The organism is Pseudomonas abyssi, from assembly GCF_003444685.1.
Lineage (GTDB): Bacteria > Pseudomonadota > Gammaproteobacteria > Pseudomonadales > Pseudomonadaceae > Halopseudomonas > Halopseudomonas abyssi.
Genome location: NZ_LMAZ01000008.1, coordinates 43,335 through 67,192, shown reverse-complemented (window position 1 = coordinate 67,192; position 23,858 = coordinate 43,335). Strand labels below are relative to the sequence as shown.

Here is a 23,858-nt window from a genome sequence, read left to right as displayed (position 1 = left end):
CGCCGGGGCACGGCACAACAAATACAATAGACCATTACCGAGTCTACCAATGCACGATTTAGATACCGATCCCGTGCCGCAGGGTGAACTGGCTCTCAAAATCACCGCTCTGCCACGCGACTGCAACAGCTTTGGCGACATCTATGGGGGGTGGCTGGTGGCACAGATGGACGCCGCCGGCACCAGCATCGCAGCACGCATTGCCCGTGGCCGCGTCGCCACGGTCGCCATCGACCGCATGGGCTTCATGGTGCCGGTTCCGGTGGGTGCGCAGCTGGCCTTCCACGGCGAGGTGCTGGATATCGGCCGCAGCTCGATCAAGATCCTGGTCGAAGTCTGGAGCGAAGACCTGGCCCACGATGAAAGCCGCAAGGTCACCGAAGCTACCTTTGTCTTCGTCGCCATTGATGACCGCGGTCGTACCCGGGTGATTCCGTCCTGAGCAGGTTGGCATCCCCAACCCCCTGACGGACACCTGCTACATGACCCAACGCTTTCTCTCCGCCGGGCTTGGCCTTGCCAGGCACATCGACCGTGGCACTAGCCTGCTCGGCCGCGCAGTCGCCTGGCTGACGCTGTTGATGGTGCTGCTGACCTGCGCCGTGGTCCTGCTGCGCTACGGTTTCAGCATTGGCGCCACCGCCACCCAGGAAATCATCCTCTACGCCCACTCGCTGGTCTTTCTCGGCGCAGCCGCCTGGGCACTGCAACGCGACGCCCATGTACGCGTGGATATCTTTTACCGGCGCATGGGCAATCGCGGCAAGGCGCTGATCGACCTGCTCGGCAGCCTGCTGTTTCTGTTGCCGATGTGCCTGTTTCTGGCGTGGAACTGCTGGGATTATGTGGCCATGTCCTGGCAGCGTCAGGAGCGCTCTGCCGACGCCGGTGGCCTGCCGTGGGTCTATGTGCACAAGAGTTTCATCCTGTTGCTGGTCGCCAGCCTGCTGCTGCAGGCCGTGGCGCAGTTGCTCAAGACCCTGGCGGTGCTGGGTGGCATCCAGAGCACGCATTTGCCGGCAAGCCATGAGGAGCACCTGTGATGGGCGGCGAATTCATGGCCATTGTCCTGTTTGTGTGCCTGTGTCTGGCCCTGATGGCGGGCTTCCCGGTGGCCTTTACCCTGGGCGGCGTATCCCTGCTGTTTGCCGGCATCGGTATCCTGTTCAATCTGTTTGAACCGAGCTTTCTCGGCGCCCTGCCCAGCCGTCTGTACGGCACCATGACCAACCAGACGCTGATGGCGGTGCCGCTGTTCGTGTTCATGGGCGTGATGCTGGAGAAATCCCGCATCGCCGAAGACCTGCTCGATGCCATGGCCCGCCTGTTCGGCGGGCTGCGCGGCGGCCTGGCGTTTTCGGTCTGCATCGTCGGCGCGCTGCTGGCGGCCAGTACCGGGATCGTTGGCGCCACCGTGGTCACCCTCGGCCTGCTGGCCCTGCCGACCATGCTGCGCCGGGGCTATGACCCGTCACTGGCGACCGGCACGCTGGCGGCGACCGGTACGCTGGGGCAGATCATTCCGCCGTCGATCATTCTGGTCCTGCTCGGTGATGTGCTCGCCAACGCCTACCAGCAGGCGCAGCAAAAGTTGGGCATCTTTTCGCCCAAGACCGTGACCGTCAGCGACCTGTTTGTCGGAGCGCTGCTGCCCGGCCTGCTGCTGGTGGTGCTCTATCTGCTGTATCTGGCCTTTGTCGCCTGGCGCCAGCCACACAAGCTGCCTGCGCCGAGTCCAGATGATCAAGGCAGCGTCTCGCTGAGCCAGTTGCTGCGCAGCCTGCTGCCGCCGCTACTGCTGATCATGGCGGTACTCGGGTCGATTCTGGGCGGCGTTGCGACGCCCACCGAAGCCGCTGCCGTCGGCGCACTAGGCGCCGGTATTCTGGCCCTGTTCAAGCGCCAGCTGAGTGTCGGCAAACTGCGTGAGGTGGCCCAGGCGACCGCCGAAATCAGCGCCATGGTGTTCATGATTCTGCTGGGCGCGTCCATCTTCTCGCTGGTGTTCCGCGGCTTTGGTGGCGACGAGCTGATTCATGAGCTGTTCCACTCGCTGCCCGGCGGCACCTTTACCGCCGTGCTGGTGGTGATGCTGGCGATCTTCCTGCTTGGCTTTATTCTCGACTTTATCGAAATCACCTTCGTGGTGGTGCCGATTGTCGGTCCGGTGCTGCTGAGCATGGGCGTCGATCCGGTCTGGCTGGGCGTGATGATCGCGCTCAACCTGCAAACCTCTTTCCTGACGCCGCCCTTTGGCCTGTCGCTGTTCTACCTGCGCAGCGTCACACCCGCGCAGGTCCCCACGTCGGCGATCTATCGTGGCGTGCTGCCCTTTATTGTCATTCAGTTACTGATGTTGGCGATTGCCGCCTGCTGGCCGGGGCTGGTGACCTGGCTGCCGAGCGTATTGGCTCAGTGACAACCAGACGGCTGGGCCGTCGCCCGGCCGTCTGCCTCGCTCAACCGCGCTTGCCGGTCGCCACGTCTACACCCACCTTGTCGTCCAGCAGCGCGCTGGTTGCGGTCTGCACGTATGCCTTCAGCGCGTCTCGCAGCTCCGCCGAAACCCCGGGTTTTTCGGTCACAGCCGCCTCCGGCCCAAGCTGGTAGCGATACGCGCGGGGCTGCTCGCCACGCGGCTGCAGCACCAGTTCATCGCCGCGCAGCAGACCCACGGTCTGACCGCCACCGGACGGCTTGATAATCCCGAAGCCGGGGTCGTCCGCCGGCAGCGCCAGCAGGTCCCGGCCCCAGCACTGGTGCTGCACCTCGCCCCCCAGCCGCCCCATGATGGTCGGCACCACATCCACCTGGGTACCGACAGTGTCGTTACGCGCGCCAAAGCGCTCAGTGATGCCCGGGGCGATCAGGAGCATGGGCACGTTGAAGCGCAGCAGATCAAGGTCCGTCAGTTGCCGCGGGGTGCCAAAGCCGTGGTCACCGATCACCACAAACAGGGTGTCCTTGTACCAGGGTTGGTTACGCACCTGATCGAAGAATCGGCCTAGCGCCCAGTCCGAATAGCGCATGGCTGTGAGGTGTTCATCATTGGCGCCCTGGCCAGTGACCGCCTGCACCGGCAGCGGGCTCGGCAAGGCATAAGGCGTGTGATTGGACAGGGTCTGCAGCAGTGCATAGAACGGACGGTCATGAGCCAGCGCGTTCAGCTCGGTTACCGCCCGGTCAAACATGTCCTGATCGGATACGCCCCAGGTCGGGTCGGAAAACACCGGGTTGACGTACTCGTTGCGACCGATGAAGTGGCGCATGCCCTGCTTGCCGAAAAAGCCCTTCTGATTGTCCCAGGCAAAATCACCGTTATACACATACAGGTCGTCAAAGCCGCGCTTGCTCAGCAACTGCGGCAGACCGGAAAACGCATGGCCACCCTCCGGCTCCTGCATCAGGTACTCAAAGCCGGGCAGGTTGGGGAAACAGGCCATGGTCGCGAACATGCCCTGGTGGGTATGGGTGCCGTTGGAGAAGTAACGGGTAAACAGCAGGCCCTGTTTGCTCAGCTTGTCGAACTCCGGGGTAATCCCCAGCGGCGAACCCAGCGCCCCGGTGTAGTAACCGGAAAAACTCTCCATCAGCACCACCACCACGTTGCGCACCGGCAACACGCCATCGACAGGGGGTTCAGACACACGGCGCACCGGCGCCTGTTCGGCGTCGATCAACTGGTCATGCTCGGTCAGCAGCAGGTCACGGGCGATCTCGGTCGCCTTGGCGTCATCCATCAGGCCGAGCCAGGCGTTGTTACGGTGATCAGAGAACTGCGCCTTGGCGGCCGAATAAAGCGTCAGCGCCGGGGTCAGGCCGAGCTGATTGGCGAAGGTCGACTCGGTGGTGAAGGCGTCCCCCCAGCGCAGCGGTGGGCCCTGACGCAGGGTGCCACGGGCCAGTACCGTCGAGCTGACCAGCAACAGCAGCAGCACCGAAACCCGTGCCGCCAGCGCTCCCAGCCGGCTGTGCTGCCGGTTCGCCGCGGTCGCCGGCAGCCGGGTGCGGCGATCCAGCCAGCGGTAACTGCGATACATCAGCCAACTGACCAGAGTCAGGCCGAGCAGCAGCCGCACCACCGGGAAGCCATACCAGAGCATGCTCAGCACGGTCGCCGGATCTTCCTGCAGATACTGGAACACCAGCGTGTTCAGGCGCTGATGAAACTCGCGGTAAAAACTCAACTCGGTGGCGCCGAGCAGACACAGCAGCACGGTCGCCAGCGCCAGCCACAGACACTGCAACGTGCGCATGGCCATCAGCCGCGCGCTGAGAACGGTGAGCATCAACGGCGCGCCGACGATGACGACGACCCGCAGGTCGAAGCGCAGACCGTTGAAAAATGCCTCCAGCAAATCAGCGCGGGTTACCTCGGCAGCCAGCTCCCAGTTCCAGGCCAGCAGGGCGCCACGCCACAGCGTCAGCATCAGGGTCAGTGCCGCCAGCGCACCGACGATGAACAACAGTTGGCCACGCAGGCCAACCACCGGCCGGCTGGCCGAGGCAGTAGACAGGATCATCAAACAGGTTCCACAGACAGGCCCGCTCAGGCGGGCGAGAAAAGAATCAGACTCCAGACGCTGGTAATCAGCAGCAGCGCGAGCATTTGCGCGGCACTGCCCAGATCCTTGGCGCGCTTGGACAGCGGATGCAGTTCCAGCGAAATACGGTCAACCACCGCCTCGATGGCGGAGTTGATCAATTCGACGATCAGCGCCAACAACACCACCCCGACCATCAGCGCGCGCTCTACCCGGTTGACAGGTAGCCAGAAAGCCAGAGGAATCAATGCCACTGCCAGCCCCAGCAACTGGCGAAATGCAGCTTCGAAAATAAAGGCGGCGCGCAGTCCGGCCAACGAGTAGCCAGCGGCCTTGAAGACCCGCACCACACCGCCCCGGCTTTTCAGCTTCAGCGCGTCCTGCGCGCCCGCCAGCGACTCATGCTGCATGACGACTGCCTCCGTTGCCGTCAGCCAGGCTGTGATAACAGGCCAGCAGGTACTGCCAGTCGCTCTCCGGCATGCCTTCACGGCGGCGGCTCAGCTGGTCCAGGTCATGGCGTACCGCCCGACTGCGCAGCAGGCGTCGACGGCTTTTCTCCAGATCAAGCAAGGCAACCTCGGCCTGTTCGCCCTCAACCCGGACATAGATATGCTTGGCGTAGAGACAGCCATGTTGCCGACGCCCGCGATGCAAGCGCTTGAGCACACACGCCAGTTGCTGCAACACGGCGTGGCGCTGAGCAGTGGTCGCACCAAGCTGATACCACTGGCCGAGACTGACGTAGCCACTCAGCTCCTCAGTCACCAGCAGCCCCTGCCAGCGCCCCTGATGCTGACGAGCGGCACAGAACACCAGGTTGGGTACCGGCACACCCAACGCCTCGCAGGCACGCAGCGCCAGCTCTTCACGCAGCACCGTCGGGCGGCCAAAGGGATGCAACCAGCTGCGGTAGAGATGCCCCACCTGACGCTTGCTGTAGAGACGGGGCAGGCCGCGCCCCTGCGCCGGCAGCAGCTTTACACCGCTCTCGCCACCGCGCCGCTGATTGGGCGCTTCAACCCATTTGCCATCCAGATCCCACCAGCGCTCAAAACGTGCTTGCCCGAAGGACGACAGTCGGCCCTGGGCCGAGATGACCGCGCTCATGCGTTCACCTTGCGCAACACGTACACCCGCCACATGGCATAGCCCGGCAGGAAATCGTGATGGCTGACTTCGCTGAAACCGGCCTCGCGGAACTCGGCTTCAATCACATCACGCGCAACCACAAAACGGTTCTGGTTCTGGCCGGCGCGCCCCTTCTGCGCCCGGCGTGCTTCCAGCCGGGCACGCTTCCAGGATTTGTAGTTGCCATCGACCCACAGCGAAATGATCAGCGTGTCCCGGGTAACCCGGGCGCACTCACGCAGCAGCGCCAGTCGGTGCTCGTGGTCAGCCACATGATGGATCAGGCGCATGCAGAAGATACTGTCGACTGCGTTGTCGCCAAGGTCGATGTCAAAGGCCGAGGTCTGGAAGGGCTTGACCCGCGCCACCGCCTCCGCTGGCTGGCCAGCGACGGCAGTGCGAATCATATCCGCAGAGTTATCAGCCGCCAAAATCACCCGGTTTGGCGCTTCGGCCAGCAGTGGCCAGAAGCGGCCGGCGCCGCAGGGCAGATCCAGCACCAAGTTCGGCTCACCGGCGTCTTTCAACGCACGTCGCGCGAGCTGCATGTCGCGCCAGTTGGAGAGCCGACGCGAGAGGCCGGCCTGATGCTTGTCGAGATACTGCTGGGAATGATCGCGGTCGTACTTGTCGGAGAAGGCGAGTTCGATCGGTTTGACTTCGGACATGACGGTGACCCTGACAGTGATAAGTGCTGTCAGGGTATTGACCGGCGGATCAAGGCCCCGTCAAAGGGATGTCAAAATTTCGTGAAAACAGCGGTTAATCGCTCTGCAATCGGGGTTATTCCATCCGGCATCAGCCGAGACTGACCTCAAAGCAGCTGCCGCCAGAGGCCGGCGAACGCATGGTCACCGACCAGCCCTGATGGGCACAGATACGCTTGACCAGCGACAGGCCAAGCCCCAGCCCTTCGCCCCGCGCTTCGCTGCCCCGCACAAACGGCTCGAATATCTCGCTCTGCTGCTCAGAGGGTACGCCGGGACCGGTGTCCTCCACCCGAAATCCGCTCTGCTGCAACACCAGCCGCACGTGCCCTTGCTCGGTGTAGTGCAAGGCATTGCGCAACAGATTGGACATCACCGTTGCCAGCAGCCCCGGATGGTAGTTTCCCGCGTCCTCTGCCTCGACAATCAGATCAAAAGAAAGCCCCTTGTCAGCAAAACCTCGCTGCCAGCGTTCGGCCTGCTCGCGCGCGATATCCAGCAACCGTGAACTACCGGTCAGACGCACTGCCTGATCCTTGGCACGTGCCAGCAACATGAAAGTGCCCACCAGCTCGTTCATTTCCTCTGCGGCGCGGGCAATGCGATCCACCTGTCTACGCTCACGCTCACCCAGATTGCTGGCCTCAAGCAGCTCGGTCGAGGTGGCAATGATCATCAACGGCGTGCGCAGCTCGTGGCTGACATCGCCGGTGAACAGGCGCTCGCGCTCCAGCGTACGACGCAACTGGCTGAGGGTCGCGTCGAACGCCTCGGCCAGGTGACCTACCTCATCATCGGCGTAGTCCGAGGCCAGCGGCGGGGCCAGTGGCAGCAGCTGGTCGCGGTGCTGTACCTGGCCTGCCAGGCGGATAATCGGCGCCAAAATCTTTTGCGCCATCAGCCAGCCAAGCAGCGCCCCGAGCAGCACACTGAGCAGAAATCCGGCAAAGACCACGGCGAACAGGATACTTTCGCGCGCTTCAAATTCAGCCTGCTCCTGCACCAGCACAAAACGCTGCTGACCCATCTGGCGCACGTACACGTAAGCAGCATGGTCGTCGTCAACTAGTTCGCTGAACCCCTCCTCCATGTCGCGCAGGCTTGCCGGGATCTCGTAGCCCGGCATGTGCGAGGCATACAAGCGGGTCTTGGCGTCCAGTCGAGGGGGCAGCCCGTGCGCCAGGTCCTGCTTCAGGACGCTATCGAGCTCTTCCCCCATCTCCTGGGAGACCAGATGCTCCTCGACAAAATGCACAATGCCGACAATCCCCAGCGAAAACACCCCGCTGACCGCCAGCGTCATCAGCGTGAAGGCAATTACGATCCGCCGCCGCAGCGGCTGCTTACGGATCATTGCGCCGGCTCCGAAAGGCTGTAACCAACCCCGTGCACGGTATGAATCAGCGGCGTTTCAAAAGGTTTGTCGACGATCTGCCGCAACTGATGAATGTGGCTGCGCAGGCTATCGCTGTCGGGCAGTTCGTCGCCCCAGAGCGCCTCTTCCAGCACAGTACGGCGAATCACCGCCGGGCTCTTGCGCATCAGCACTTCCAGCAGCTTGAGCCCGACCGGGTTGAGCTTGAGCGCTTTGCCCGCGCGGCTGACCTGCAGGGTGTCCAGGTCATAGCTCAGATCACCAACCTCAAGCCGGTGGCGTCCGCCACCACTGCTGCGGCGCAGGATGGCTTCAATACGGGCTACCAGTTCGGATAGCGCAAAGGGTTTGAGCAGGTAATCATCGGCGCCAACCTTCAGGCCCTTGAGCCGATCGTCCAGCGCATCACGCGCGGTCAGCATGATAATCGGCGTGTCACGGCCTGCGTCCTCGCGCAGCCGCTGACACAGCTGATAGCCGTCCATGCCCGGCAGCATGATATCCAGCACAATCAGATCGTAGTGCTCGCTGACCGCCAGATGCAGCCCCGAAACCCCATCCTGGGCGCAGTCCACCGTGTAGCCCTTGAGCTGCAGGTAGTCCATCACGTTGGCGAGGATATCGCGGTTATCCTCAATGACCAGAATACGCATGCAGGGGGCTCTCCGGAAACAGCGCAGCTTGACAAAATTTTCACAGCGCGTTGACGCTGCGCCGACAGCAAGATCACCACACTGCGACGGTCGATTTCAACTACGGACCGTCACATGCCCCTGCTCAAATCCGTCCAAGCCCGCTTTCTTGGCCTGCTCGCAGCCCTCTGGCTCGGTGTTTTCTTCGTTACCCGCTCGACCCTGCTGCTGACCCATCTGAGCGAAGCCCAGCTCAGCCTGGGCGACGTGCTGCGCCTGTACGGCGAGGGTGTGATCTACGATGTCAGCTTTCTGCTCTACGCTTTAGCACCGCTGGCGCTTTACCTGCTGCTGTGCCCAGGCTGGCTCTGGCGAGAGCGCTGGCATCTGCGGGTACTGCAGGTGGCAATGACCATCGGCGTGTTCCTGATGCTGTTTACCGCCGTGGCCGAATGGCTGTTCTGGGATGAGTTCGGCGTGCGTTTCAACTTTATCGCCGTCGACTATCTGGTCTACTCCGACGAGGTGATCAACAACATCCTTGAGTCCTACCCGGTCTATCCGCTGCTGGCAGCGCTGACCGTCATCGCCGTGATCACCACCGCGCTGCTGCAACCACGGGTGCGCCGCATCGCTGCCGCTCCGCTGCTGAGCTGGCCCCAGCGTGGCGTCAGCCTGGCTGGCGCCGTGACCACGACCGCCTTGAGCATTGTCATCATTGGCCAGAACTTCCCGCGCAGCCCGGGCGGTAACGCCTACCAGCATGAGCTGGCCAGCAACGGGCCGTACCAGTTCTTTGCCGCCTTCCGGAACAACGAACTGGACTACACCCAGTTCTACCCGCAGCTGCCCGAGGCCACCGCCGCCAAGAGCCTGCGTGATGAAGTCAGCGAGCCGAACGCCCGCTTTGTCGACAGCGAACCGATGGGCATTCGCCGGCAGATCGATAACCCCGGCCAGCCGCGCAAGCTGAACCTGATTCTGGTCACCATCGAAAGCCTGAGCGCCAAGTACCTGGGCAGCGAAGGCGATGCGCGCAACCTGACCCCTAACCTCGATACGCTGCGCAAGCAGAGCCTCTACTTCAGCCAGTTCTACGCCACCGGCACCCGCACCACCCGCGGCCTGGAAGCCATCACCCTGTCGATCCCGCCGACCCCCGGCCGCTCGATTGTCAAGCGCATCGGCCGGGAAACCGGCTTTGCCAGCCTCGGCCAGCAGCTCAGCGCCGAAGGCTACGACAGTGTGTTCGTTTACGGCGGCCGAGGTTACTTCGACAACATGAACGCCTTCTTCGCCGGCAACGGTTACCGCGTCGTCGACCAGGCCAGCGTGCCCGACGAAGAGGTGACCTTTACCAACGCCTGGGGCATGAGCGATGAAGACTTGTACCAGCAGACCCTGAAGCTGGCTGACGCCGATGCAGCCGCTGGCAAGCCGTTCCTGCTGCAGTTGATGACCACCTCCAACCACCGCCCCTACAGCTACCCGGAAGGCCGCATCGACATCCCCTCCGGCACCGGTCGTGAAGGTGCGGTGAAATACACCGACTACGCCATTGGCCAGTTTCTGGAGCAAGCGCGTGAGAAACCCTGGTTCAAGGACACCGTCTTCGTGTTCGTTGCCGACCACACCGCCGGCAGCGCCGGCAAGGAAGACCTGCCGGTGCACAACTACCACATCCCGCTGTTCGTCTACGCCCCAGGCCTGATCGACGCCCGCGAGGACAGCCGCGTGGCCAGCCAGATCGATCTGGCACCGACGCTGATGGGCCTGCTGAACATGGATTACACCTCGACCTTCTTCGGCCACAACCTGCTGCGCGCGGATACCGGCCCGGGGCGGGCGCTGATCGGTAACTATCAGCATCTGGGCCTGTTTGACGGTCAGGATCTGGCGATCCTCAGCCCGCGCGGCCTGATCCGTCGGCACGACGACGCCATGGACCTGAGCGTAGAAAAGGCGGCGCAGGCCACTGATCCGCTGGTCCGTCGCGCCATCGCCTACTACGAGGGCGCCAGCTACGACTACGGCCACCAGCTATTGGCGTGGCAACCTTCCAGCAGCCACCCTGTCCGTCAGGTAAGCCAGCGATGAGCCGCAGCGCGCGCCCAACGCGCCCCTTTCCGGTCGGTCGCTGGCTGCTGATTCCGGCAGCAGTCATGGCGCTGATGCTGGTGTTTGACACCAGCGCGCTGGATTTCTGGTTCTCCGGCCTGTTCTACGTGCCGGGCGACGGCTTCGTCGGCCGCCACAGCTTCTTCCTCGAGGACATCCTGCACGACCGGGTCAAGCAGGCCGTCATCCTGATCGGCGTGCTGGCGATCATTGGCTTTCTCCTCAGCCTGCTGCCGACCCGGCTGCGGCGCTGGCGGCCGGAGCTGGGCTATCTGGTGCTGTCGCTGGCCTTGGCTACCAGTCTGGTCACGCCGCTCAAGCAGCTGACCAACGTGCCCTGCCCCTGGAGTCTGGTGCAGTACGGCGGCACGGAGATTCACACGCCGCTGCTGTCGGCCCGCCCGGACAGCAACAAGGCCGGACGCTGCTGGCCCGGCGGTCATGCCTCCTCCGGGTTCTCCCTGCTGGCACTGTTCTTTGCCCTGCGTGACCGCTTTCCGCGAGCCGCCCGCGGCACCCTGATCGGCGCACTGGCACTCGGCAGCGTGTTGTCACTCGGGCGCACCATGCAGGGCGCGCATTTCCTCTCGCACAACGTCTGGACCCTGTTGTTCGACTGGTGCATCGCGCTGCTCTGCTACCGGCTGCTGCTGTACCGCCCGGCCCCACAGCCAAACACAATTACTCAACTAGGGGAGCTGCGCCATGAAACTGCGTAATCTGATGCTGGCCACCGGCCTGCCGCTGCTGGCCTTTACTGTCGTTGCACTGGCCCGCCCGGACGTGCTGCGCAGCGATCAGGTCGAGATGCCCGCTGCCACGCTCGCTGCGGGGCAGGCTCGCCCTGCCGACTGGGCCACTCCGGTCGACCCGGCACTGCGGCTCTACCGCATCGCGCCCAACCTATACCGCAGCGCACTGCCGAATGGCGCAGACTTGCCGACACTGCAGGCCCAGGGCATCAGTACCGTTATCAATTTCTACCAGCGCAACGACGACTGGCTGAGCGGCAGCAACCTGACCGCCGTCCACGAACCGCTGCACGCCGACCGGGTAACCGATACCGACGTGATTCGAGTTTTACGTGAGATTCGCGCCGGCCAACAGCACGGCAAGGTGCTGATCCATTGCAAGCACGGCCAGAACCGCACCGGCCTGATGGCCGCCATGTACCGCATCGTGTTTGATGGCTGGAGCCGCGAACAGGCCATGGCGGAAATGCTCGAGGGCGGCTTTGGCGACGGCGAGCTGATGAGCGATGCGGTCGGCTACCTCAACCGCGTGAATGTAGCTGCGGTACGCGACGCCGTGGCCAGCGGCGCATGCAGCACCAACGCCATGGCACTGTGTCAGCTGCGCGCGCTATGGCAACGAGCCGACCCTTTGCCTGATCAGCGTATGGCCATGGACGCGGGCTGACGCTGCGTCATTCGAGCCCCTGCCAGACCAGCTCTCCGACAATCTGGTCAGCCGGCACGCTGCCAAAGTAGCGACTGTCATTGGAGTTGTCGCGGTTATCGCCCAGAAAGAAGTAATGTCCGGCCGGCACCTTGAAGGTGCGGACCTCGGTGGGCGGCGCATCATCCAACTGCTGGATACGGTAGCTTTGCGGGCCGTTGTCCTCACGATAGACATGCAGGCCCGCAGCGGATACCAGCTCGGTACGCGCCAGGGTCTGGCCGTTGATCACAACCCCGTCCGGGGTCAGCGCGATAATGTCGCCCGGCAGGGCCATCAGGCGTTTGACGTAAAGCATCTCATGCCCCGGTGGATAAAACACATAGACCTGACCACGGCGCAGGCGTGCGGTATCCACATGGCCACTGCCCGGCAGGCGCAGGCCGAACAGGCTGCGATGGGCGAAGCCCCACTTCTGGGCGATAAACAGGTCACCTTCGCGCAGGGTGGGATGCATGGAGGCGGACGGCACCGAGTAAGGCTCGTAAAGGTAGGTGCGCGTACCCAGGATTACCGCCATCAGCAGCAGGTAAAACCCGACCGGCACCCAGGCACGACAGTACCAGCGCCGAGGTTGGGTCGGATCATAGCGACGCGCGATCAGCGCCGCATGCAGCGGGCACAACACACTGAATAACAGCGTCAGCGCCCAACCGAAGTACCAATCCACTCCGGCGCACACCAGGCTGGCGACGAGGTACAGCCAGAACAGCCCTGGCCGGTTGACGTACAGGAAGACAAAGGGCTGCAGGAAGATGCCCAGCACCACGCTGAGCCAGATTCGGGGGGACCAGGATGCCGGCACAACCACTCCTTGGAAAGCGGGCCCCAACGGCCCAATCCGGAGTTGGACCGCGGCGGCGGCTCAGGGTTGCAGCTGATGTCTGTCCAGCGGTCCGAAACGCTCGGCGTAGATAACGCTGACCCAGTCGATAAAGACCCGAACCCGCCGCGACGGCTGGCGATGGCGCGGATACAGGGCGTGCACCGGCAAGCCCGGACTCGGGTAGCCAGCCAGCACCTCGACCAGCTCGCCATTGGCCAGCTCGCGCTCGACACGATAGCGCGGCAGCTGAATCAACCCGCAGCCGCGCAGCGCACAGGCGACATAACTGTTTGCGTCATTGACATCGATACGGCTGGCCAGCTCAACCCGCCGCACCACGCCGTCGACCAGAAACTCGAAGGGGTAGCGGCGATCCTGATGACGGGCAAAAAAGCCGACTGCCAGGTGCGCGGCCAGCTCATCCGGATGCTGCGGACGGCCGTAGCGCTGCAGATAGTCCGGGCTGGCGCAGGTGACCTCGGGGATCAGCGCCAGCGGCCTGGCACTCAGCGACGAATCCTCAGGCATGCCGCTGCGAACCACACAATCCACGCCTTCGGCGACCAGATCCACCAGCCGGTCGCCGCTGCCGACCACCAGATGAATCCGCGGGTACAGGCGCTGAAAGCTGTCGATGTGTGGCAGCACGATGCGCGAGGCATGGGAGCCGTGCAAATCCAGCCGCAGCGTGCCTTCGGGCTCACGCGCACGCCTGGCCACATCCTCGTCGGCGGCCTCCAGCTCGGCCAGAATCCGCTGGCAGCGCTGGTAGTACTGCTGACCATCCAGCGTGGCCGTCACCTTGCGCGTGGTGCGCTCCAGCAAACGCGCGCCCAAACGTTCTTCCAGCGCCTTGATCGCGTGGGTTGCGGTCGCTCGAGGAATACTCAGGTCCGCCGCCGCCCGGGTAAAGCTGCCCCGCTCAACGATGCGTACGAACAGCCGCAGGCTGTCAAAACGATCCATAGGAATTGTTGTTCCTGGTTGAATTCTCTTGGCAGTTTAGCGGCATTTATCCATATGCACGCAACAACAATACTAGGCCACCACTCAATGGGAGACACCACCATGACAACGCCAAACACCGCGCTGGTGACCGGCGCATCCCGCGGCATCGGCCGCGCCATTGCCCAGCGTCTGGCTGCCGACGGCTTCACCCTCATCGTCAACTACGCACGTGACGCCGCCGCTGCGGCGGATACCGTGACCGAGATAACAGCAGCCGGCGGCAAGGCCGTTGCCCTGCAGGCCGACGTCAGCGACCCGCAACAACTGCAGCAGCTGTTCAGCGATGCCGTTCAGGCCGCCGGTCCGATCGCCGCCATCGTGCACAACGCCGGCATTCTGCCGATGGCCAATATCGCTCTGGAGCACCTTGAGTCCTTCGATCAATGTGTGGCAGTTAACCTGCGCAGCACCTTTCTGCTGATGGGCCACGCCCGTGAGCAGCTCAGCGAGGGCGGCCGCTTTGTCGCGCTGTCCAGCAGCGTGCTGGCGCGCAATTTCCCCGGGTACGGGCCCTACATCGCCGCCAAAGCCGGGGTTGAGGGGCTTATTCGGGTATTCGCCAACGAGCTGCGCGGCCGCCAGATCACCGCCAACGCGGTCGCCCCGGGGCCGGTAGCGACCGAGCTGTTCTTCAAGGGGAAAACGCCGGAGCAGATCGCCCAGCTGGCGGCGATGAATCCGCTGGAGCGCCTGGGCGAGCCGGAGGATATCGCCAACACCGTGGCCTTTCTCTGCAGCCAGGACGGTGGCTGGGTCAACGGTCAGGTGCTGCGCGCCAACGGCGGTTTTGCCTGAGCTCAGCTCTCTGCGCTCTGCTCCAGACGGAAGATCAGGACGCAGAGCAGCAGGACCGGCAGATTGGTCGATACCGGGTTGAACGCCTCGATCAGCAGCATCGGAGTGAACACCGCGACGTAGGCGAGCAGCCCAACCAGTCCAAGCCCGGCGGCGAGTACCGGCCAGCGGCCAAGCCAACCAAACAGAATCACCAGCCCCAACACCACTTCTGCCAAGCCGGCCAGAGGCGACACCACCCGCGCATCCAGGCCCAGCCCGGCCGCCTCGACCATCTGCACCTCAACCGGGCTGAGAAACAGCAGCTTGGGCACCAGGCCGTGGTAGATAAAGACCAACGCCAGCATCCAGCGACACCAGCGCGCCATCGTCAGCGCGTCCTGCCTACTCATCGACAAAGCGCCCCGCGTGATCAGCCGACGGCAGCTGGCACAGCTCGTAGCGGCCAAACAGCCGGTAGCGATTCAGCGCGATACGGTCGTACAGCCAGTCGCGCAGCGGCCGCGGAATCAGTCGAAACACCAGCAGTCCACGCCACGGCCAGCCAAGCCGCTTCATCACGAAGAAGAACGCCGCACTTTTCTCAAAGCAGCGCTGCCCATCGCTCACCAGCATGGTTTCAAAGGTATCGGTCGGATAACCGTGTTGCGCCAACAGCCGCTGGCCAGCCGCCGACTGCACGCTGCAGAGCCGGAAGCGATGCTCGGCATCATGCGCGATGATGAAGTTGGCCCAGGCGCTGCAGAGCTTGCAGACCCCGTCGAACAGAATCACCGGCGACTCGACCACGGTCATGACGGCGTTCCTTAGTCTCGGCCTTCGAAGCGCACCGGCTCACGGGGTTCGACAATCACCACACTGCCGCCGATCTTGTCGTGCCAGCCCTGCTTGCGTGCATCGAACGCGACCCAGAGAAAGCCCAGACACAGCGGCAAGGCAGACACGAAATAGCCGATATAGCGCAGCACGCACTGGCCCAGCGGCAATGGCTCCCCGGTGCGCGCATCGACCACCCGCAAGCGCAGCAACATCTTGCCGGGTGTACCGAGAAAGCGGCGCCAGAACCAGAGCGTGGCAATAAAGGGCACGATATAGCTGAGCAGGACGTCCCAGACGCCATGCACCATGGTTTCATCGATCCAGTAGCTTTCACCGTAGATCAGCGCCAGCGGCACCATCAGCACCAGTCCGAAAATCACAGAATCGATAATGGTGGCGCCGAAACGCAGCCAGAAACCGGCGTATTGGGGTTCGCTCATGGTCAGTCCTTTGGGCAGATGAGAATCCCGCGAGCATATCAGGCTTGGCCTGCGCCGTGTGCGCTCCGCGCGCTGTCAAGCCAGCGCATGGCAGCGCCACATCTATCGGGTCGCAACAAAAGCCGAAGGCGTCTGCCCGAACTGTTTACGGAAGGCCGTGCTGTAGGCGCTATGGCTGTCATAGCCGCAGGCGAGCGCGACCTGAGTGATCGGCAACCCCTGCAGCAACAGCGTCAGCGACGACATCAACCGCAGCTGCTGTCGCCACCTGCCGAACGTCATGCCGGTGGCCTGCAAAAAACGCCGCTGGAACGTCTTGTCGCCGATGGCCAGTCTGCTCGCCCACTCGGCAGCCGTGGCGCTATCGCCCGGATCGTCCACCAGTGCCTGACACACCTGCTGCAGGGCGCTGTCAGCGCCACCAGGCGGCCACGGCAAATGCAGCGGCAGCAGCGGCTGAGCGTGCAGCTCCTCAACCAGCAGCTCGCCAAGCAACTGCCTGCGCCGGACACCACCAGGGATATCGCTTTGGGTCAGCGCCATGATCAGCTCCCGCAGCAAGCCCGAGACATGCACCACGCAGTCGACCGCAGGCAGGCGCGCGCATAGGTCCTCACGCACGAACAGACCATGCGCCTGCAGCGCAACGGGCACCACCAGCCGATGCGCTACCCCGGCGCGCAACCAGACGGCGGCCGTGGGAGGCACCAACCACTGCCCGCTTTGCGCTTCGACCCGCAACAAGCCACGGTCAGCGTAGATCAGATGACCCTGCGGGTGGCGGTGCTCAGGCACCACATGACCGGTCGGATAATGAACCGCCACACCGGATACCGGCAGCCCGTCCGGGGTCGAGTCCAGCGCGTGACCGCCCTGTTCAGGAGGGAGAAAACCCATCTCGCACACTGTCCGTATAGATAAATAATTTGTCTATTTTTATGTAGATAGACACAGTCCACAAGCCTACCATCAACCACACATCTCACTGCCGGGTCTAATCACGCATGTCTGCAATCGGTCTCTCGCAACGGCTACTACCGCTGATTTTCGGTCGGGGTCGGCGCGCGCCCATCTGCGCCAAGACCCATCCTGAATCCCCCTGACCCCCGACCGACGTCAGCTTCAACCAGGCAGGGGAATCAGGAGCAAACGATTTCTCTGGAGTGTTTCCCATGCTGACTGATCCTTCCCATAAATACCGCGCGGCCACCCCGGTCGCTCTGCCTGACCGCCAATGGCCCTCACGCACCATGACACGAGCCCCGGTCTGGCTGTCTACCGATCTGCGTGACGGCAACCAGGCGCTGTTTGAGCCGATGAACCGCGAGCGCAAGTTGCGCCTGTTTCATGAGCTGGTACGTATCGGCTTCAAGGAAATAGAAGTCGGCTTTCCAGCCGCCTCGCGGACGGATTTCGACATCGTGCGCCAGCTCATCGACGAGCAGCAGATTCCCGCCGACGTCACCCCAATGGTCATGACCCAGCTGCGCGAGGACCTGATCAGCGAAACGGTGCGCGCCGTCGCAGGCGCCCGGCAGGTCATCGTGCACTTCTACAACGCGGTGGCGCCCGCCTGGCGCGAGATTGTCTTCGGCATGAGCGTGCCGCAGATCATCGAAATGGTTGAATACCATGTCGCCTTGTTCAAACGGCTGACGGCCGCCCACCCGGAAACCGAGTGGATACTGCAATACTCGCCGGAGACCTTTTGTATGGCTGAGCTGGAGGTGTCACTGGCCGTCTGCAACGCCGCCATCCGTACCTGGGATGCCGGTCCGCAGCGCCGGATGATCATCAATTTGCCCACCACCGTAGAGATGTCGACACCCAACGTGTTTGCCGATCAGATCGAATGGATGGACCGGCGACTGGAGCGACGCGAGCACATCACCCTCTCGGTGCATCCGCACAACGACCGGGGCACCGGCGTGGCCTGCGCGGAACAGGCTATCCTTGCCGGCGCGCAACGGGTCGAGGGGTGCCTGTTTGGCAATGGTGAGCGCAGCGGCAATGTCGACGTGGTGACCCTGGCGCTGAACCTCTATACCCAGGGCATTGCGCCTGGGCTGGATTTCTCCGATATCGCCGCTTTGGCTCGCGTGGCCGAAGCGTGCACCGCCCTGCCGATTCATCCGCGCCACCCCTATGTCGGCGACCTGGTGTTCACCGCCTTCTCGGGTTCGCACCAGGATGCCATCGCCAAGGGCTTTGCCGCGCAGCAGGCCGATGCGCCTTGGCGCGTGCCCTACCTGCCGATTGACCCGCAGGATATCGGTCGCACCTACGACAGCATCGTGCGCGTCAACAGCCAGTCGGGCAAAGGCGGCATCGCCTTTGTGCTGCAACGCGACAGCGGCATCCGCATGCCACGCCGCATGCAGGTCGAGTTCAGTGCCATCGTGCAGGCGCTGGCTGACACCAGTGAGACGGAGTTGAGCAGTGCGCAGATCTGGGCGATTTTCGAGCAGACCTATCTCGCACCAACGCAGGTGCGCTCAAGCTTCATCTACCGCAACCATCGTCTGTTCGAGCATCTGGACGGTCAAGGCATCGCACTGGAGCTGGCAGACAGCGACGGTGCCGTCAGGACCATCGCCGGATCGGGCAACGGCCCGATAGCCGCCACCGTTGCGGCCCTGGGGCTGCCGCTGCGTATCGACAGCTTTGAAGAGCGCAGTCTGGGTGCAGGGTCAGAGGCCGCAGCCGTCGCCATAGTTGAAGCCGCCATGCCCGGCGTGCCCGGCTCACGCTTCGGCGTCGGTCGACACCCGAATATAGCGACGGCATCGGTATTGGCGGTGCTGAGTGTCGCTGCCCGGTTTGCCGACGCGACAGACTAAGCAAGGACAAGGCGGCGTCGGCACAGAGCGGACGCCCCTGGCGCAGCTCAGTTCGCTGGCGCCGGCAGCGTTTTCGCGTAATGGAAAAAGACCTCATCACGGACCCAACCGGTCGACTCGTAGAGCCGCTGGGCCGCCGTATTGGTGATCGCCGTTGCCAGCTCCATGCGCACCGCGCCGCGGGCCTCGGCCTGCTGGCCGGCTGCCGTCAGCAACTGTTCGGCAATGCCCTGACGACGAAAGTCAGCGGCAACAAACAGATCGTACAGTACGCAAATAGGGGCCATATCCACCGAACAGAAAGTCGGGTACAGCTGGCAGAAGCCCGCCAGCTCGCCCTCTGCAGTCTCGGCGATGAGCACCACCGACTCCCCCTTCTGCAGGCGGGCATGCAGGTAGGCGATCGCGCCCGCTAGATCGGCAGCTTGCTCATAAAACTGACGGTACAGGTCAAACAGTCGCCCCACCCGCTCGGCGTCGGCAGCGGTGGCGAGGCCAATGCGCATGTCATTCACCAGAGAGACAACGCCTAGGCCTGACGCGGCCGGACCGGCGTCTTGCGGCCCAACAGGCGTTCGCTGGGCAGGATCTCAGCCACCTGGCGATAATCCTCCAGCAACTGGAACCAGTCTGCCTCGGGCATCGGCCCTCGGTGGCGGTAAAGCTGCTTCAGGTCGTGGCGCACGGCGGCGCTGCGACGCCAGCGGCGGCGACACTTCTCCAGGTCGAGCAGCGCGATTTCCACCCCCCGACTGCGTACCCGGATGAAAATATGTTTGGAGTACAGGCAGCCATGCTGCAGGCCGGCGTTATGCGCCAGACTCAGGCAGCTGGCCAGCTCACGCAACATGTGGCGGTGCACGGCTTCGCCATGCTGCGCTCTGGCATCGCCGGCATACCACTCATCAAGGCTGATGAAGTCGCGCAGCTCTTGGGTCACCAGCAGCCCCTGCCACTGGCCCTGCTGCTTGCGCGCACCCGCAAAGCGGATCTGCGGCACACGCACACCAGCGGCGCGATAAGCTTCCAAGGCCCAGGCTTCGCGCACCACAGTGGGCCGTCCAAGGGGATAACGCAGCGAACGGCTGAGGTGGCCAACCTGGCGTTTGAGATAGAGGGTGACGTCTTGATCGGTCAGCCGCTGCACGCCGCTGTTGCCGTCGCGGCGCTCGTTGGGCTCTTCTACCCAGTCGCCCTGCCGGGCCCACCAGTCACTGAACGCGGGATGCGCCTTGTCTTTCATATTGTTATGCCTCGCTGTCGTCACGCACTGTCTGACGTCGAACTGCAAGGACCGCGCCAGTGGGACAGGTGATTGTTGTTAACGGCCAATCACCTTACCCACTATCGCCCTGTGTGGTCAAAACAAATACTACGGCAGCGATCATCGGCGAACAGGCCGACTTACCCCTGACAGCGCTCAGCTGCGCAAATCGTACATCGCCTTCTCGCCCAGCGCGTGCCAGGCCTGAATGCGTTCACGGAAGGCCTGCATCGAGTCCCAGACCTCACGGTTGAGCGGGTCCATGGCGGCGGTTTCTTCCAGCACGTCACCGCTGATGTCACGCAAGCGGTCCAGCACTGAGTCCGGCAGGCGGCGTAGCTGGACGTGGTGCTCGTTAACCAGCGTGTGCAGGGCTTCGGCGTTACGTCGACCGTACTCATCCAGCATGGCCTGGTTGGTCGAGCGCGCGGCCTCGATGACGATGGCACGCAGATCATCTGGCAACTCGGCCAGCTTCTGCTTGTTGATCGTCAACTCCAGCACCGCGCAGGGCTCCTGCCAGCCGGGGTAATAGTAGTACTTGGCGGCCTGGTAGAGGCCGAAGGCGAGATCGTTGTAGGGGCTGACCCAATCGCTGGCGTCGATCACGCCGGTCTGCAGGGAGGTGAAGATCTCGCTGCCGGGCAGGTTGACGGTGGTCGCGCCGGCCCGTGCCAGCACCTCGCCACCAAAGCCGGGCATGCGGATCTTCAGGCCCTGCAGGTCATCCAGGCTGTTGATTTCCTTGTTGAACCAGCCGGCCATCTGCACGCCGGTGTTGCCGCAGGGCAGCGGCACCACGCCCAGCGGATCGTAGGCCTTCTGCCACAGCTCAAGCCCGCCACCCTCGTACAGCCAGGCGTTCATTTCCTGCGCGTTCATACCAAAGGGCACAGCGGTGAAAAAAGGCGCAGCGGCGCTCTTGCCCTTCCAGTAATAGGCCGCGCTGTGGCCCAGCTCGGCGGTACCGCTGGATACCGCGTCAAACACTTCCAGCGCCGGCACCAGCGCACCAGCAGCAAAAACCTGGATACTCAAGCGGCCGTTGGACAGCCGCGCTACCGTGTCGGCAAAGCGCTGCGCGGTGGTACCCAGGCCAGGAAAGTTCTCCGGCCAGGAGGTAACCATTTTCCAGCGAAAGCGCTGCTCCGGCGCAGCACTCGCCCCGCCCGCCGACGCGCTATCGTCCTTGCACCCGGCCAGCGCCGCAGCCCCCAAACCCAGTCCGGCGGCGGTCAGTAAGTTACGTCTATCCATTCTTATAGCTCCAAGCTTTAAGCGGCAAGCTGTCCGCTGCTGACTTTTATAGGGGTGTAGGGAGCGTCGACACGCGCCCTCCTCTCCGGCGAATTACCCAAACCGCAAAATATTCAAAGCCACACGCTGTCCGCATGGTCGCGGATTAGCCTGTCGACAACCGCGCGCCGTTAACCACAGCATCGTGCAACCTGGCAAAGTGCTTCCCGCACGCACAAACCGCTTGCAGCTTGAGGCTTAAAGCTTGCGGCTCCGAGCTGCTGGCGCTACAGCGCCTGCAGCTTGGCATACGCCACCATCAGCCACTTGCTGCCTTCGTCATCAAAGTTGACCTGAATGCGCGCTTGCGCGCCCTGGCCTTCGTAGTTGAGCACCACACCTTCGCCGAACAGCGCGTGTTCGACGCGTTGGCCAAGGGCAAAACCGGTGTTCTCTGACGCTTCGCTGGCAAACAGGCCACCCTTGGCCGGGCCGAAGGGACGGCTGACCTGATTGCCCAGCCGGACTTCCTGAATCAGTTCACCCGGGACTTCACGTACAAAGCGCGAGACCTTGTTGAAGGTTTCGCTGCCATACAGGCGGCGCGTCTCGGCCCAGGTGATCACCAGTTGCTGCATCGCCCGGGTAATGCCGACGTAAGCCAGGCGACGCTCTTCCTCAAGCCGACCCGGGTCTTCCAGACTCATCTTGTGCGGGAACAGCCCTTCTTCCACCCCGGCCATAAATACCAGCGGAAACTCCAGCCCCTTGGCGCTGTGCAAGGTCATCAGCTGCACGCTGTCTTCAAAGCGATCGGCCTGGGTTTCGCCCGCTTCCAGCGAAGCGTGCGCGAGGAAGGCCAGCAGCACGTCGCCGTCCTCTTCCGCGTCGGCCATGTCGTTCTCGAAGCCACGCGCGGCGGACACCAGTTCTTCCAGGTTTTCCACCCGGGCCTGACCCTTGTCGCCCTTTTCCTGCTCATGAAAGCGCAGCAGGCCGCTGTGCTCGATGGCGATCTGCGCCTGACTGTAAAGCGGCAGACCTTGAGCGCGCTCGGCCATCTCCTCGATCAGCACCATAAAGCCCTGCACGGCATTGGCAGCGCGGCCCGGCAAGCCTTTGTTATCGAGCAGGTCGCAGGCCGCCTGCCACATCGAGACATCCTGCTCCCGGGCCTGCTGACGCAGCAACTCGACGGTCTTGTCGCCGATGCCGCGGGTGGGCAGGTTGATAATGCGTTCCAGCGCGCCATCGTCGCCACGACTGCCCATCAGCCGCAGGTAGGCCATGGCGTTCTTGATCTCGGCCCGCTCGAAAAAGCGCTGCCCACCGTAGATGCGATAGGGAATGCCACTGCGCAGCAGCGCTTCTTCCAGCACTCGCGACTGGGCGTTGGAGCGATACAGGATAGCGATCTCACTGCGGCTCAGGCCATCGCGAATGCCTTGCTCGATACGCTCGACGATGTAGCGCGCTTCGTCCTGCTCGTTGAAGCCGGCATACAGGGCAATCGGCTCACCCTCGTTGCCATCGGTCCACAGCTCTTTGCCCAGGCGCCCGGCGTTATTGCCGATCAGCGCGTTGGCGGCCTTGAGGATGGTCGCGGTAGAGCGGTAGTTCTGCTCCAGGCGAATCATCTCGGCGTTCGGGTAATCGGTCTGGAACTGCTGGATATTTTCGATGCGTGCCCCGCGCCAGCCATAGATCGACTGGTCGTCGTCACCCACCACCATCAGGCTCGGATTGTTGCCGGCCAGGTGCCGCAACCAGGCGTATTGCACCGCGTTGGTGTCCTGAAACTCGTCGACCAGAATATGCCGGAAACGCGCGCGGTACTGTTCACGCAGGGCCGGATTGTCGCGCCACAGCTCCAGCGAGCGCAGCAACAGCTCGGCAAAGTCGACCGCGCCGGCACGATTGCACGCCTGCTCGTAGGCTTCGTAAATGCGCACCATGGTGGTCATGTACAGGTCACCCGCCGGCTGGATGTGCTGCGGGCGCAAGCCTTCATCCTTCTGCGAGTTGATCCACCACTGGGCCTGCCGGGGCGCCCACTGGTTGTCGTCCAGGCCCAGCTCGCGAATCACGCGCTTGATCAACCGCTGCTGGTCATCGCTATCGAGGATCTGGAACTGTTCAGCCAGGCCGGCCTCTCGCCAGTGGGCGCGCAGCAGACGGTGCGCCAGGCCGTGGAAGGTGCCGACCCACATACCCTGCGGCGAGATGCCGAGCAGCTGCTCGATCCGCGCGCGCATCTCATGGGCAGCCTTGTTGGTGAAAGTGACCGAGAGAATGCTCCAGGGCGACGCCTGTTCCACCTGAACCAACCAGGCGATACGGTGCACCAGTACTCGGGTTTTGCCGGAGCCGGCCCCGGCCAGCACCAGTTGCTGGCCGACTGCGGCGCTGACCGCCTGGCGTTGGGCTTCGTTAAGCGAATTAAGCAGGTGGGAAATATCCATCGCGGCATTCTAGGGAAGCACTGATCCATTCCACAAGCCCTCTGCATGCTTGGGCGCTCGCCGTACGGGGCTGCCTGCTCAATTCAAATAGGCCATTTCAGCACAGCGCACACGCGCTACTGTCGCCCCGTCGCCGGGTCCGTCACTGGCGGACCCTACGGTCATCCGCCCAACGGCTGAGCGTCTGCGTCGGATTCCCGAGA

General features: G+C 63.3%; 24 protein-coding genes. 8 read left to right on the top strand and 16 right to left on the bottom strand.

Going from position 1 to position 23,858, the window contains the following annotated elements:
* Window positions 1-49 precede the first annotated feature (49 nt).
* From ASB58_RS17460 to ASB58_RS17450, 3 genes are read left to right on the top strand one after another with little or no spacing between them, the layout of a single operon-like run.
* On the top strand, window positions 50-442 hold the full coding sequence (locus ASB58_RS17460) for an acyl-CoA thioesterase (RefSeq protein ID WP_083723866.1): 393 nt from the start codon (window positions 50-52) through the stop codon (window positions 440-442).
* Window positions 443-482: 40 nt separating this feature from the next.
* Window positions 483-1,043 (top strand): TRAP transporter small permease subunit, encoded by a 561-nt coding sequence (locus ASB58_RS17455; RefSeq protein ID WP_118131765.1) that lies wholly within the window; start codon window positions 483-485, stop codon window positions 1,041-1,043.
* On the top strand, window positions 1,043-2,419 hold the full coding sequence (locus ASB58_RS17450; RefSeq protein ID WP_118131764.1) for a TRAP transporter large permease: 1,377 nt from the start codon (window positions 1,043-1,045) through the stop codon (window positions 2,417-2,419). Before ASB58_RS17455 ends, ASB58_RS17450 begins: the two co-directional genes overlap by 1 nt.
* 40 nt (window positions 2,420-2,459) lie before the next feature.
* On the opposite strand, the gene ASB58_RS17445 is transcribed toward ASB58_RS17450, so the two are convergent.
* The 6 genes from ASB58_RS17445 to ASB58_RS17420 form a co-directional block, all read right to left on the bottom strand.
* Window positions 2,460-4,523: an LTA synthase family protein gene (locus ASB58_RS17445; protein ID WP_118131763.1), complete on the bottom strand. Its 2,064-nt coding sequence runs from the start codon at window positions 4,521-4,523 to the stop codon at window positions 2,460-2,462.
* Window positions 4,524-4,549: 26 nt separating this feature from the next.
* Window positions 4,550-4,954, bottom strand: coding sequence for a diacylglycerol kinase (locus tag ASB58_RS17440; RefSeq protein WP_096004878.1), 405 nt, complete (start codon window positions 4,952-4,954; stop codon window positions 4,550-4,552).
* On the bottom strand, window positions 4,944-5,654 hold the full coding sequence (locus ASB58_RS17435) for a lipopolysaccharide kinase InaA family protein (RefSeq protein WP_118131762.1): 711 nt from the start codon (window positions 5,652-5,654) through the stop codon (window positions 4,944-4,946). Before ASB58_RS17435 ends, ASB58_RS17440 begins: the two co-directional genes overlap by 11 nt.
* On the bottom strand, window positions 5,651-6,343 hold the full coding sequence (locus ASB58_RS17430; protein WP_118131761.1) for a class I SAM-dependent methyltransferase: 693 nt from the start codon (window positions 6,341-6,343) through the stop codon (window positions 5,651-5,653). Before ASB58_RS17430 ends, ASB58_RS17435 begins: the two co-directional genes overlap by 4 nt.
* A 130-nt stretch (window positions 6,344-6,473) precedes the next feature.
* The gene (locus tag ASB58_RS17425; RefSeq protein ID WP_096004881.1) at window positions 6,474-7,736 is read right to left on the bottom strand and encodes a sensor histidine kinase; all 1,263 of its coding nucleotides are present in this window, start codon (window positions 7,734-7,736) and stop codon (window positions 6,474-6,476) included.
* Entirely contained in the window at window positions 7,733-8,410 is a 678-nt protein-coding gene (locus ASB58_RS17420) for a response regulator transcription factor (RefSeq protein ID WP_088275809.1), read from the bottom strand. Before ASB58_RS17420 ends, ASB58_RS17425 begins: the two co-directional genes overlap by 4 nt.
* Before the next feature lie 114 nt (window positions 8,411-8,524).
* Between ASB58_RS17420 and ASB58_RS17415 the strand changes: the two genes are divergently transcribed.
* Genes ASB58_RS17415 through ASB58_RS17405 form a run of 3 tightly spaced genes read left to right on the top strand, consistent with a single transcriptional unit; the run spans window position 8,525 to window position 11,926 of the window.
* Window positions 8,525-10,486, top strand: coding sequence for an LTA synthase family protein (locus ASB58_RS17415; protein ID WP_118131760.1), 1,962 nt, complete (start codon window positions 8,525-8,527; stop codon window positions 10,484-10,486).
* On the top strand, window positions 10,483-11,226 hold the full coding sequence (locus ASB58_RS17410) for a phosphatase PAP2 family protein (protein ID WP_181977965.1): 744 nt from the start codon (window positions 10,483-10,485) through the stop codon (window positions 11,224-11,226). The genes ASB58_RS17415 and ASB58_RS17410 overlap by 4 nt, the downstream gene beginning before the upstream one ends.
* On the top strand, window positions 11,213-11,926 hold the full coding sequence (locus ASB58_RS17405; RefSeq protein ID WP_235827329.1) for a dual specificity protein phosphatase family protein: 714 nt from the start codon (window positions 11,213-11,215) through the stop codon (window positions 11,924-11,926). The genes ASB58_RS17410 and ASB58_RS17405 overlap by 14 nt, the downstream gene beginning before the upstream one ends.
* A 7-nt stretch (window positions 11,927-11,933) precedes the next feature.
* Here ASB58_RS17405 and lepB read toward each other — a convergent pair whose 3' ends face one another.
* Together lepB and ASB58_RS17395 are read right to left on the bottom strand one after the other, a co-directional pair.
* Window positions 11,934-12,770: a signal peptidase I gene (lepB, locus tag ASB58_RS17400; protein ID WP_118131759.1), complete on the bottom strand. Its 837-nt coding sequence runs from the start codon at window positions 12,768-12,770 to the stop codon at window positions 11,934-11,936.
* Window positions 12,771-12,830: 60 nt separating this feature from the next.
* Entirely contained in the window at window positions 12,831-13,757 is a 927-nt protein-coding gene (locus tag ASB58_RS17395) for a LysR family transcriptional regulator (protein WP_118131758.1), read from the bottom strand.
* Between the two features lie 102 nt (window positions 13,758-13,859).
* On the opposite strand from ASB58_RS17395, the gene ASB58_RS17390 reads away from it, so the two are divergent.
* Window positions 13,860-14,594, top strand: a complete 735-nt coding sequence (locus tag ASB58_RS17390) for an SDR family oxidoreductase (protein WP_118131757.1) — start codon at window positions 13,860-13,862, stop codon at window positions 14,592-14,594.
* A 2-nt stretch (window positions 14,595-14,596) separates the two neighbouring features.
* Here ASB58_RS17390 and ASB58_RS17385 read toward each other — a convergent pair whose 3' ends face one another.
* The 4 genes from ASB58_RS17385 to ASB58_RS17370 all read right to left on the bottom strand — a co-directional run bounded on the left by ASB58_RS17385 (window position 14,597) and on the right by ASB58_RS17370 (window position 16,750).
* Window positions 14,597-14,986, bottom strand: coding sequence for a DoxX-like family protein (locus ASB58_RS17385; protein WP_235827328.1), 390 nt, complete (start codon window positions 14,984-14,986; stop codon window positions 14,597-14,599).
* Window positions 14,979-15,389: a thiol-disulfide oxidoreductase DCC family protein gene (locus tag ASB58_RS17380; protein WP_118131755.1), complete on the bottom strand. Its 411-nt coding sequence runs from the start codon at window positions 15,387-15,389 to the stop codon at window positions 14,979-14,981. The genes ASB58_RS17385 and ASB58_RS17380 overlap by 8 nt, the downstream gene beginning before the upstream one ends.
* An 11-nt stretch (window positions 15,390-15,400) precedes the next feature.
* Window positions 15,401-15,853 carry an RDD family protein gene (locus ASB58_RS17375; protein WP_096004889.1) on the bottom strand — a complete coding sequence of 151 codons (453 nt, stop codon included), beginning with the start codon at window positions 15,851-15,853 and terminating at the stop codon, window positions 15,401-15,403.
* Window positions 15,854-15,955: 102 nt separating this feature from the next.
* Window positions 15,956-16,750, bottom strand: a complete 795-nt coding sequence (locus ASB58_RS17370) for an AraC family transcriptional regulator (protein ID WP_118131754.1) — start codon at window positions 16,748-16,750, stop codon at window positions 15,956-15,958.
* Window positions 16,751-17,025: 275 nt separating this feature from the next.
* On the opposite strand from ASB58_RS17370, the gene ASB58_RS17365 reads away from it, so the two are divergent.
* Window positions 17,026-18,693 (top strand): 2-isopropylmalate synthase, encoded by a 1,668-nt coding sequence (locus ASB58_RS17365; RefSeq protein ID WP_118131753.1) that lies wholly within the window; start codon window positions 17,026-17,028, stop codon window positions 18,691-18,693.
* A gap of 47 nt (window positions 18,694-18,740) precedes the next feature.
* Here the strand turns inward: ASB58_RS17365 and ASB58_RS17360 are convergent, their stop codons facing one another.
* From ASB58_RS17360 to uvrD, 4 genes are all read right to left on the bottom strand, one after another.
* Window positions 18,741-19,199, bottom strand: coding sequence for a GNAT family N-acetyltransferase (locus ASB58_RS17360; protein WP_118131752.1), 459 nt, complete (start codon window positions 19,197-19,199; stop codon window positions 18,741-18,743).
* Window positions 19,200-19,222: 23 nt separating this feature from the next.
* Entirely contained in the window at window positions 19,223-19,936 is a 714-nt protein-coding gene (locus tag ASB58_RS17355; RefSeq protein ID WP_118131751.1) for a lipopolysaccharide kinase InaA family protein, read from the bottom strand.
* 177 nt (window positions 19,937-20,113) lie between these two features.
* Window positions 20,114-21,214 (bottom strand): TRAP transporter substrate-binding protein, encoded by a 1,101-nt coding sequence (locus ASB58_RS17350; protein ID WP_118131750.1) that lies wholly within the window; start codon window positions 21,212-21,214, stop codon window positions 20,114-20,116.
* A 266-nt stretch (window positions 21,215-21,480) separates the two neighbouring features.
* On the bottom strand, window positions 21,481-23,655 hold the full coding sequence (gene uvrD / locus ASB58_RS17345) for a DNA helicase II (RefSeq protein WP_118131749.1): 2,175 nt from the start codon (window positions 23,653-23,655) through the stop codon (window positions 21,481-21,483).
* Between the last annotated feature and the right edge of the window lie 203 nt (window positions 23,656-23,858).

Coding starts and splice junctions, on each gene's coding strand:
- ASB58_RS17415 (WP_118131760.1), top strand. CDS start 8,525: ATGCCCCTGCTCAAATCCGTCCAAGCCCGCTTTCTTGGCCTGCTCGCA.
- ASB58_RS17375 (WP_096004889.1), bottom strand. CDS start 15,853: ATGAGCGAACCCCAATACGCCGGTTTCTGGCTGCGTTTCGGCGCCACC.
- ASB58_RS17405 (WP_235827329.1), top strand. CDS start 11,213: ATGAAACTGCGTAATCTGATGCTGGCCACCGGCCTGCCGCTGCTGGCC.
- ASB58_RS17450 (WP_118131764.1), top strand. CDS start 1,043: ATGGGCGGCGAATTCATGGCCATTGTCCTGTTTGTGTGCCTGTGTCTG.
- ASB58_RS17380 (WP_118131755.1), bottom strand. CDS start 15,389: ATGACCGTGGTCGAGTCGCCGGTGATTCTGTTCGACGGGGTCTGCAAG.
- ASB58_RS17420 (WP_088275809.1), bottom strand. CDS start 8,410: ATGCGTATTCTGGTCATTGAGGATAACCGCGATATCCTCGCCAACGTG.
- ASB58_RS17385 (WP_235827328.1), bottom strand. CDS start 14,986: ATGAGTAGGCAGGACGCGCTGACGATGGCGCGCTGGTGTCGCTGGATG.
- ASB58_RS17430 (WP_118131761.1), bottom strand. CDS start 6,343: ATGTCCGAAGTCAAACCGATCGAACTCGCCTTCTCCGACAAGTACGAC.
- ASB58_RS17425 (WP_096004881.1), bottom strand. CDS start 7,736: ATGATCCGTAAGCAGCCGCTGCGGCGGCGGATCGTAATTGCCTTCACG.
- ASB58_RS17365 (WP_118131753.1), top strand. CDS start 17,026: ATGCTGACTGATCCTTCCCATAAATACCGCGCGGCCACCCCGGTCGCT.
- ASB58_RS17435 (WP_118131762.1), bottom strand. CDS start 5,654: ATGAGCGCGGTCATCTCGGCCCAGGGCCGACTGTCGTCCTTCGGGCAA.
- ASB58_RS17370 (WP_118131754.1), bottom strand. CDS start 16,750: ATGGGTTTTCTCCCTCCTGAACAGGGCGGTCACGCGCTGGACTCGACC.
- ASB58_RS17445 (WP_118131763.1), bottom strand. CDS start 4,523: ATGATCCTGTCTACTGCCTCGGCCAGCCGGCCGGTGGTTGGCCTGCGT.
- ASB58_RS17390 (WP_118131757.1), top strand. CDS start 13,860: ATGACAACGCCAAACACCGCGCTGGTGACCGGCGCATCCCGCGGCATC.
- ASB58_RS17350 (WP_118131750.1), bottom strand. CDS start 21,214: ATGGATAGACGTAACTTACTGACCGCCGCCGGACTGGGTTTGGGGGCT.
- ASB58_RS17355 (WP_118131751.1), bottom strand. CDS start 19,936: ATGAAAGACAAGGCGCATCCCGCGTTCAGTGACTGGTGGGCCCGGCAG.
- ASB58_RS17460 (WP_083723866.1), top strand. CDS start 50: ATGCACGATTTAGATACCGATCCCGTGCCGCAGGGTGAACTGGCTCTC.
- ASB58_RS17455 (WP_118131765.1), top strand. CDS start 483: ATGACCCAACGCTTTCTCTCCGCCGGGCTTGGCCTTGCCAGGCACATC.
- ASB58_RS17410 (WP_181977965.1), top strand. CDS start 10,483: ATGAGCCGCAGCGCGCGCCCAACGCGCCCCTTTCCGGTCGGTCGCTGG.
- ASB58_RS17395 (WP_118131758.1), bottom strand. CDS start 13,757: ATGGATCGTTTTGACAGCCTGCGGCTGTTCGTACGCATCGTTGAGCGG.
- ASB58_RS17440 (WP_096004878.1), bottom strand. CDS start 4,954: ATGCAGCATGAGTCGCTGGCGGGCGCGCAGGACGCGCTGAAGCTGAAA.
- uvrD (WP_118131749.1), bottom strand. CDS start 23,655: ATGGATATTTCCCACCTGCTTAATTCGCTTAACGAAGCCCAACGCCAG.
- ASB58_RS17360 (WP_118131752.1), bottom strand. CDS start 19,199: ATGCGCATTGGCCTCGCCACCGCTGCCGACGCCGAGCGGGTGGGGCGA.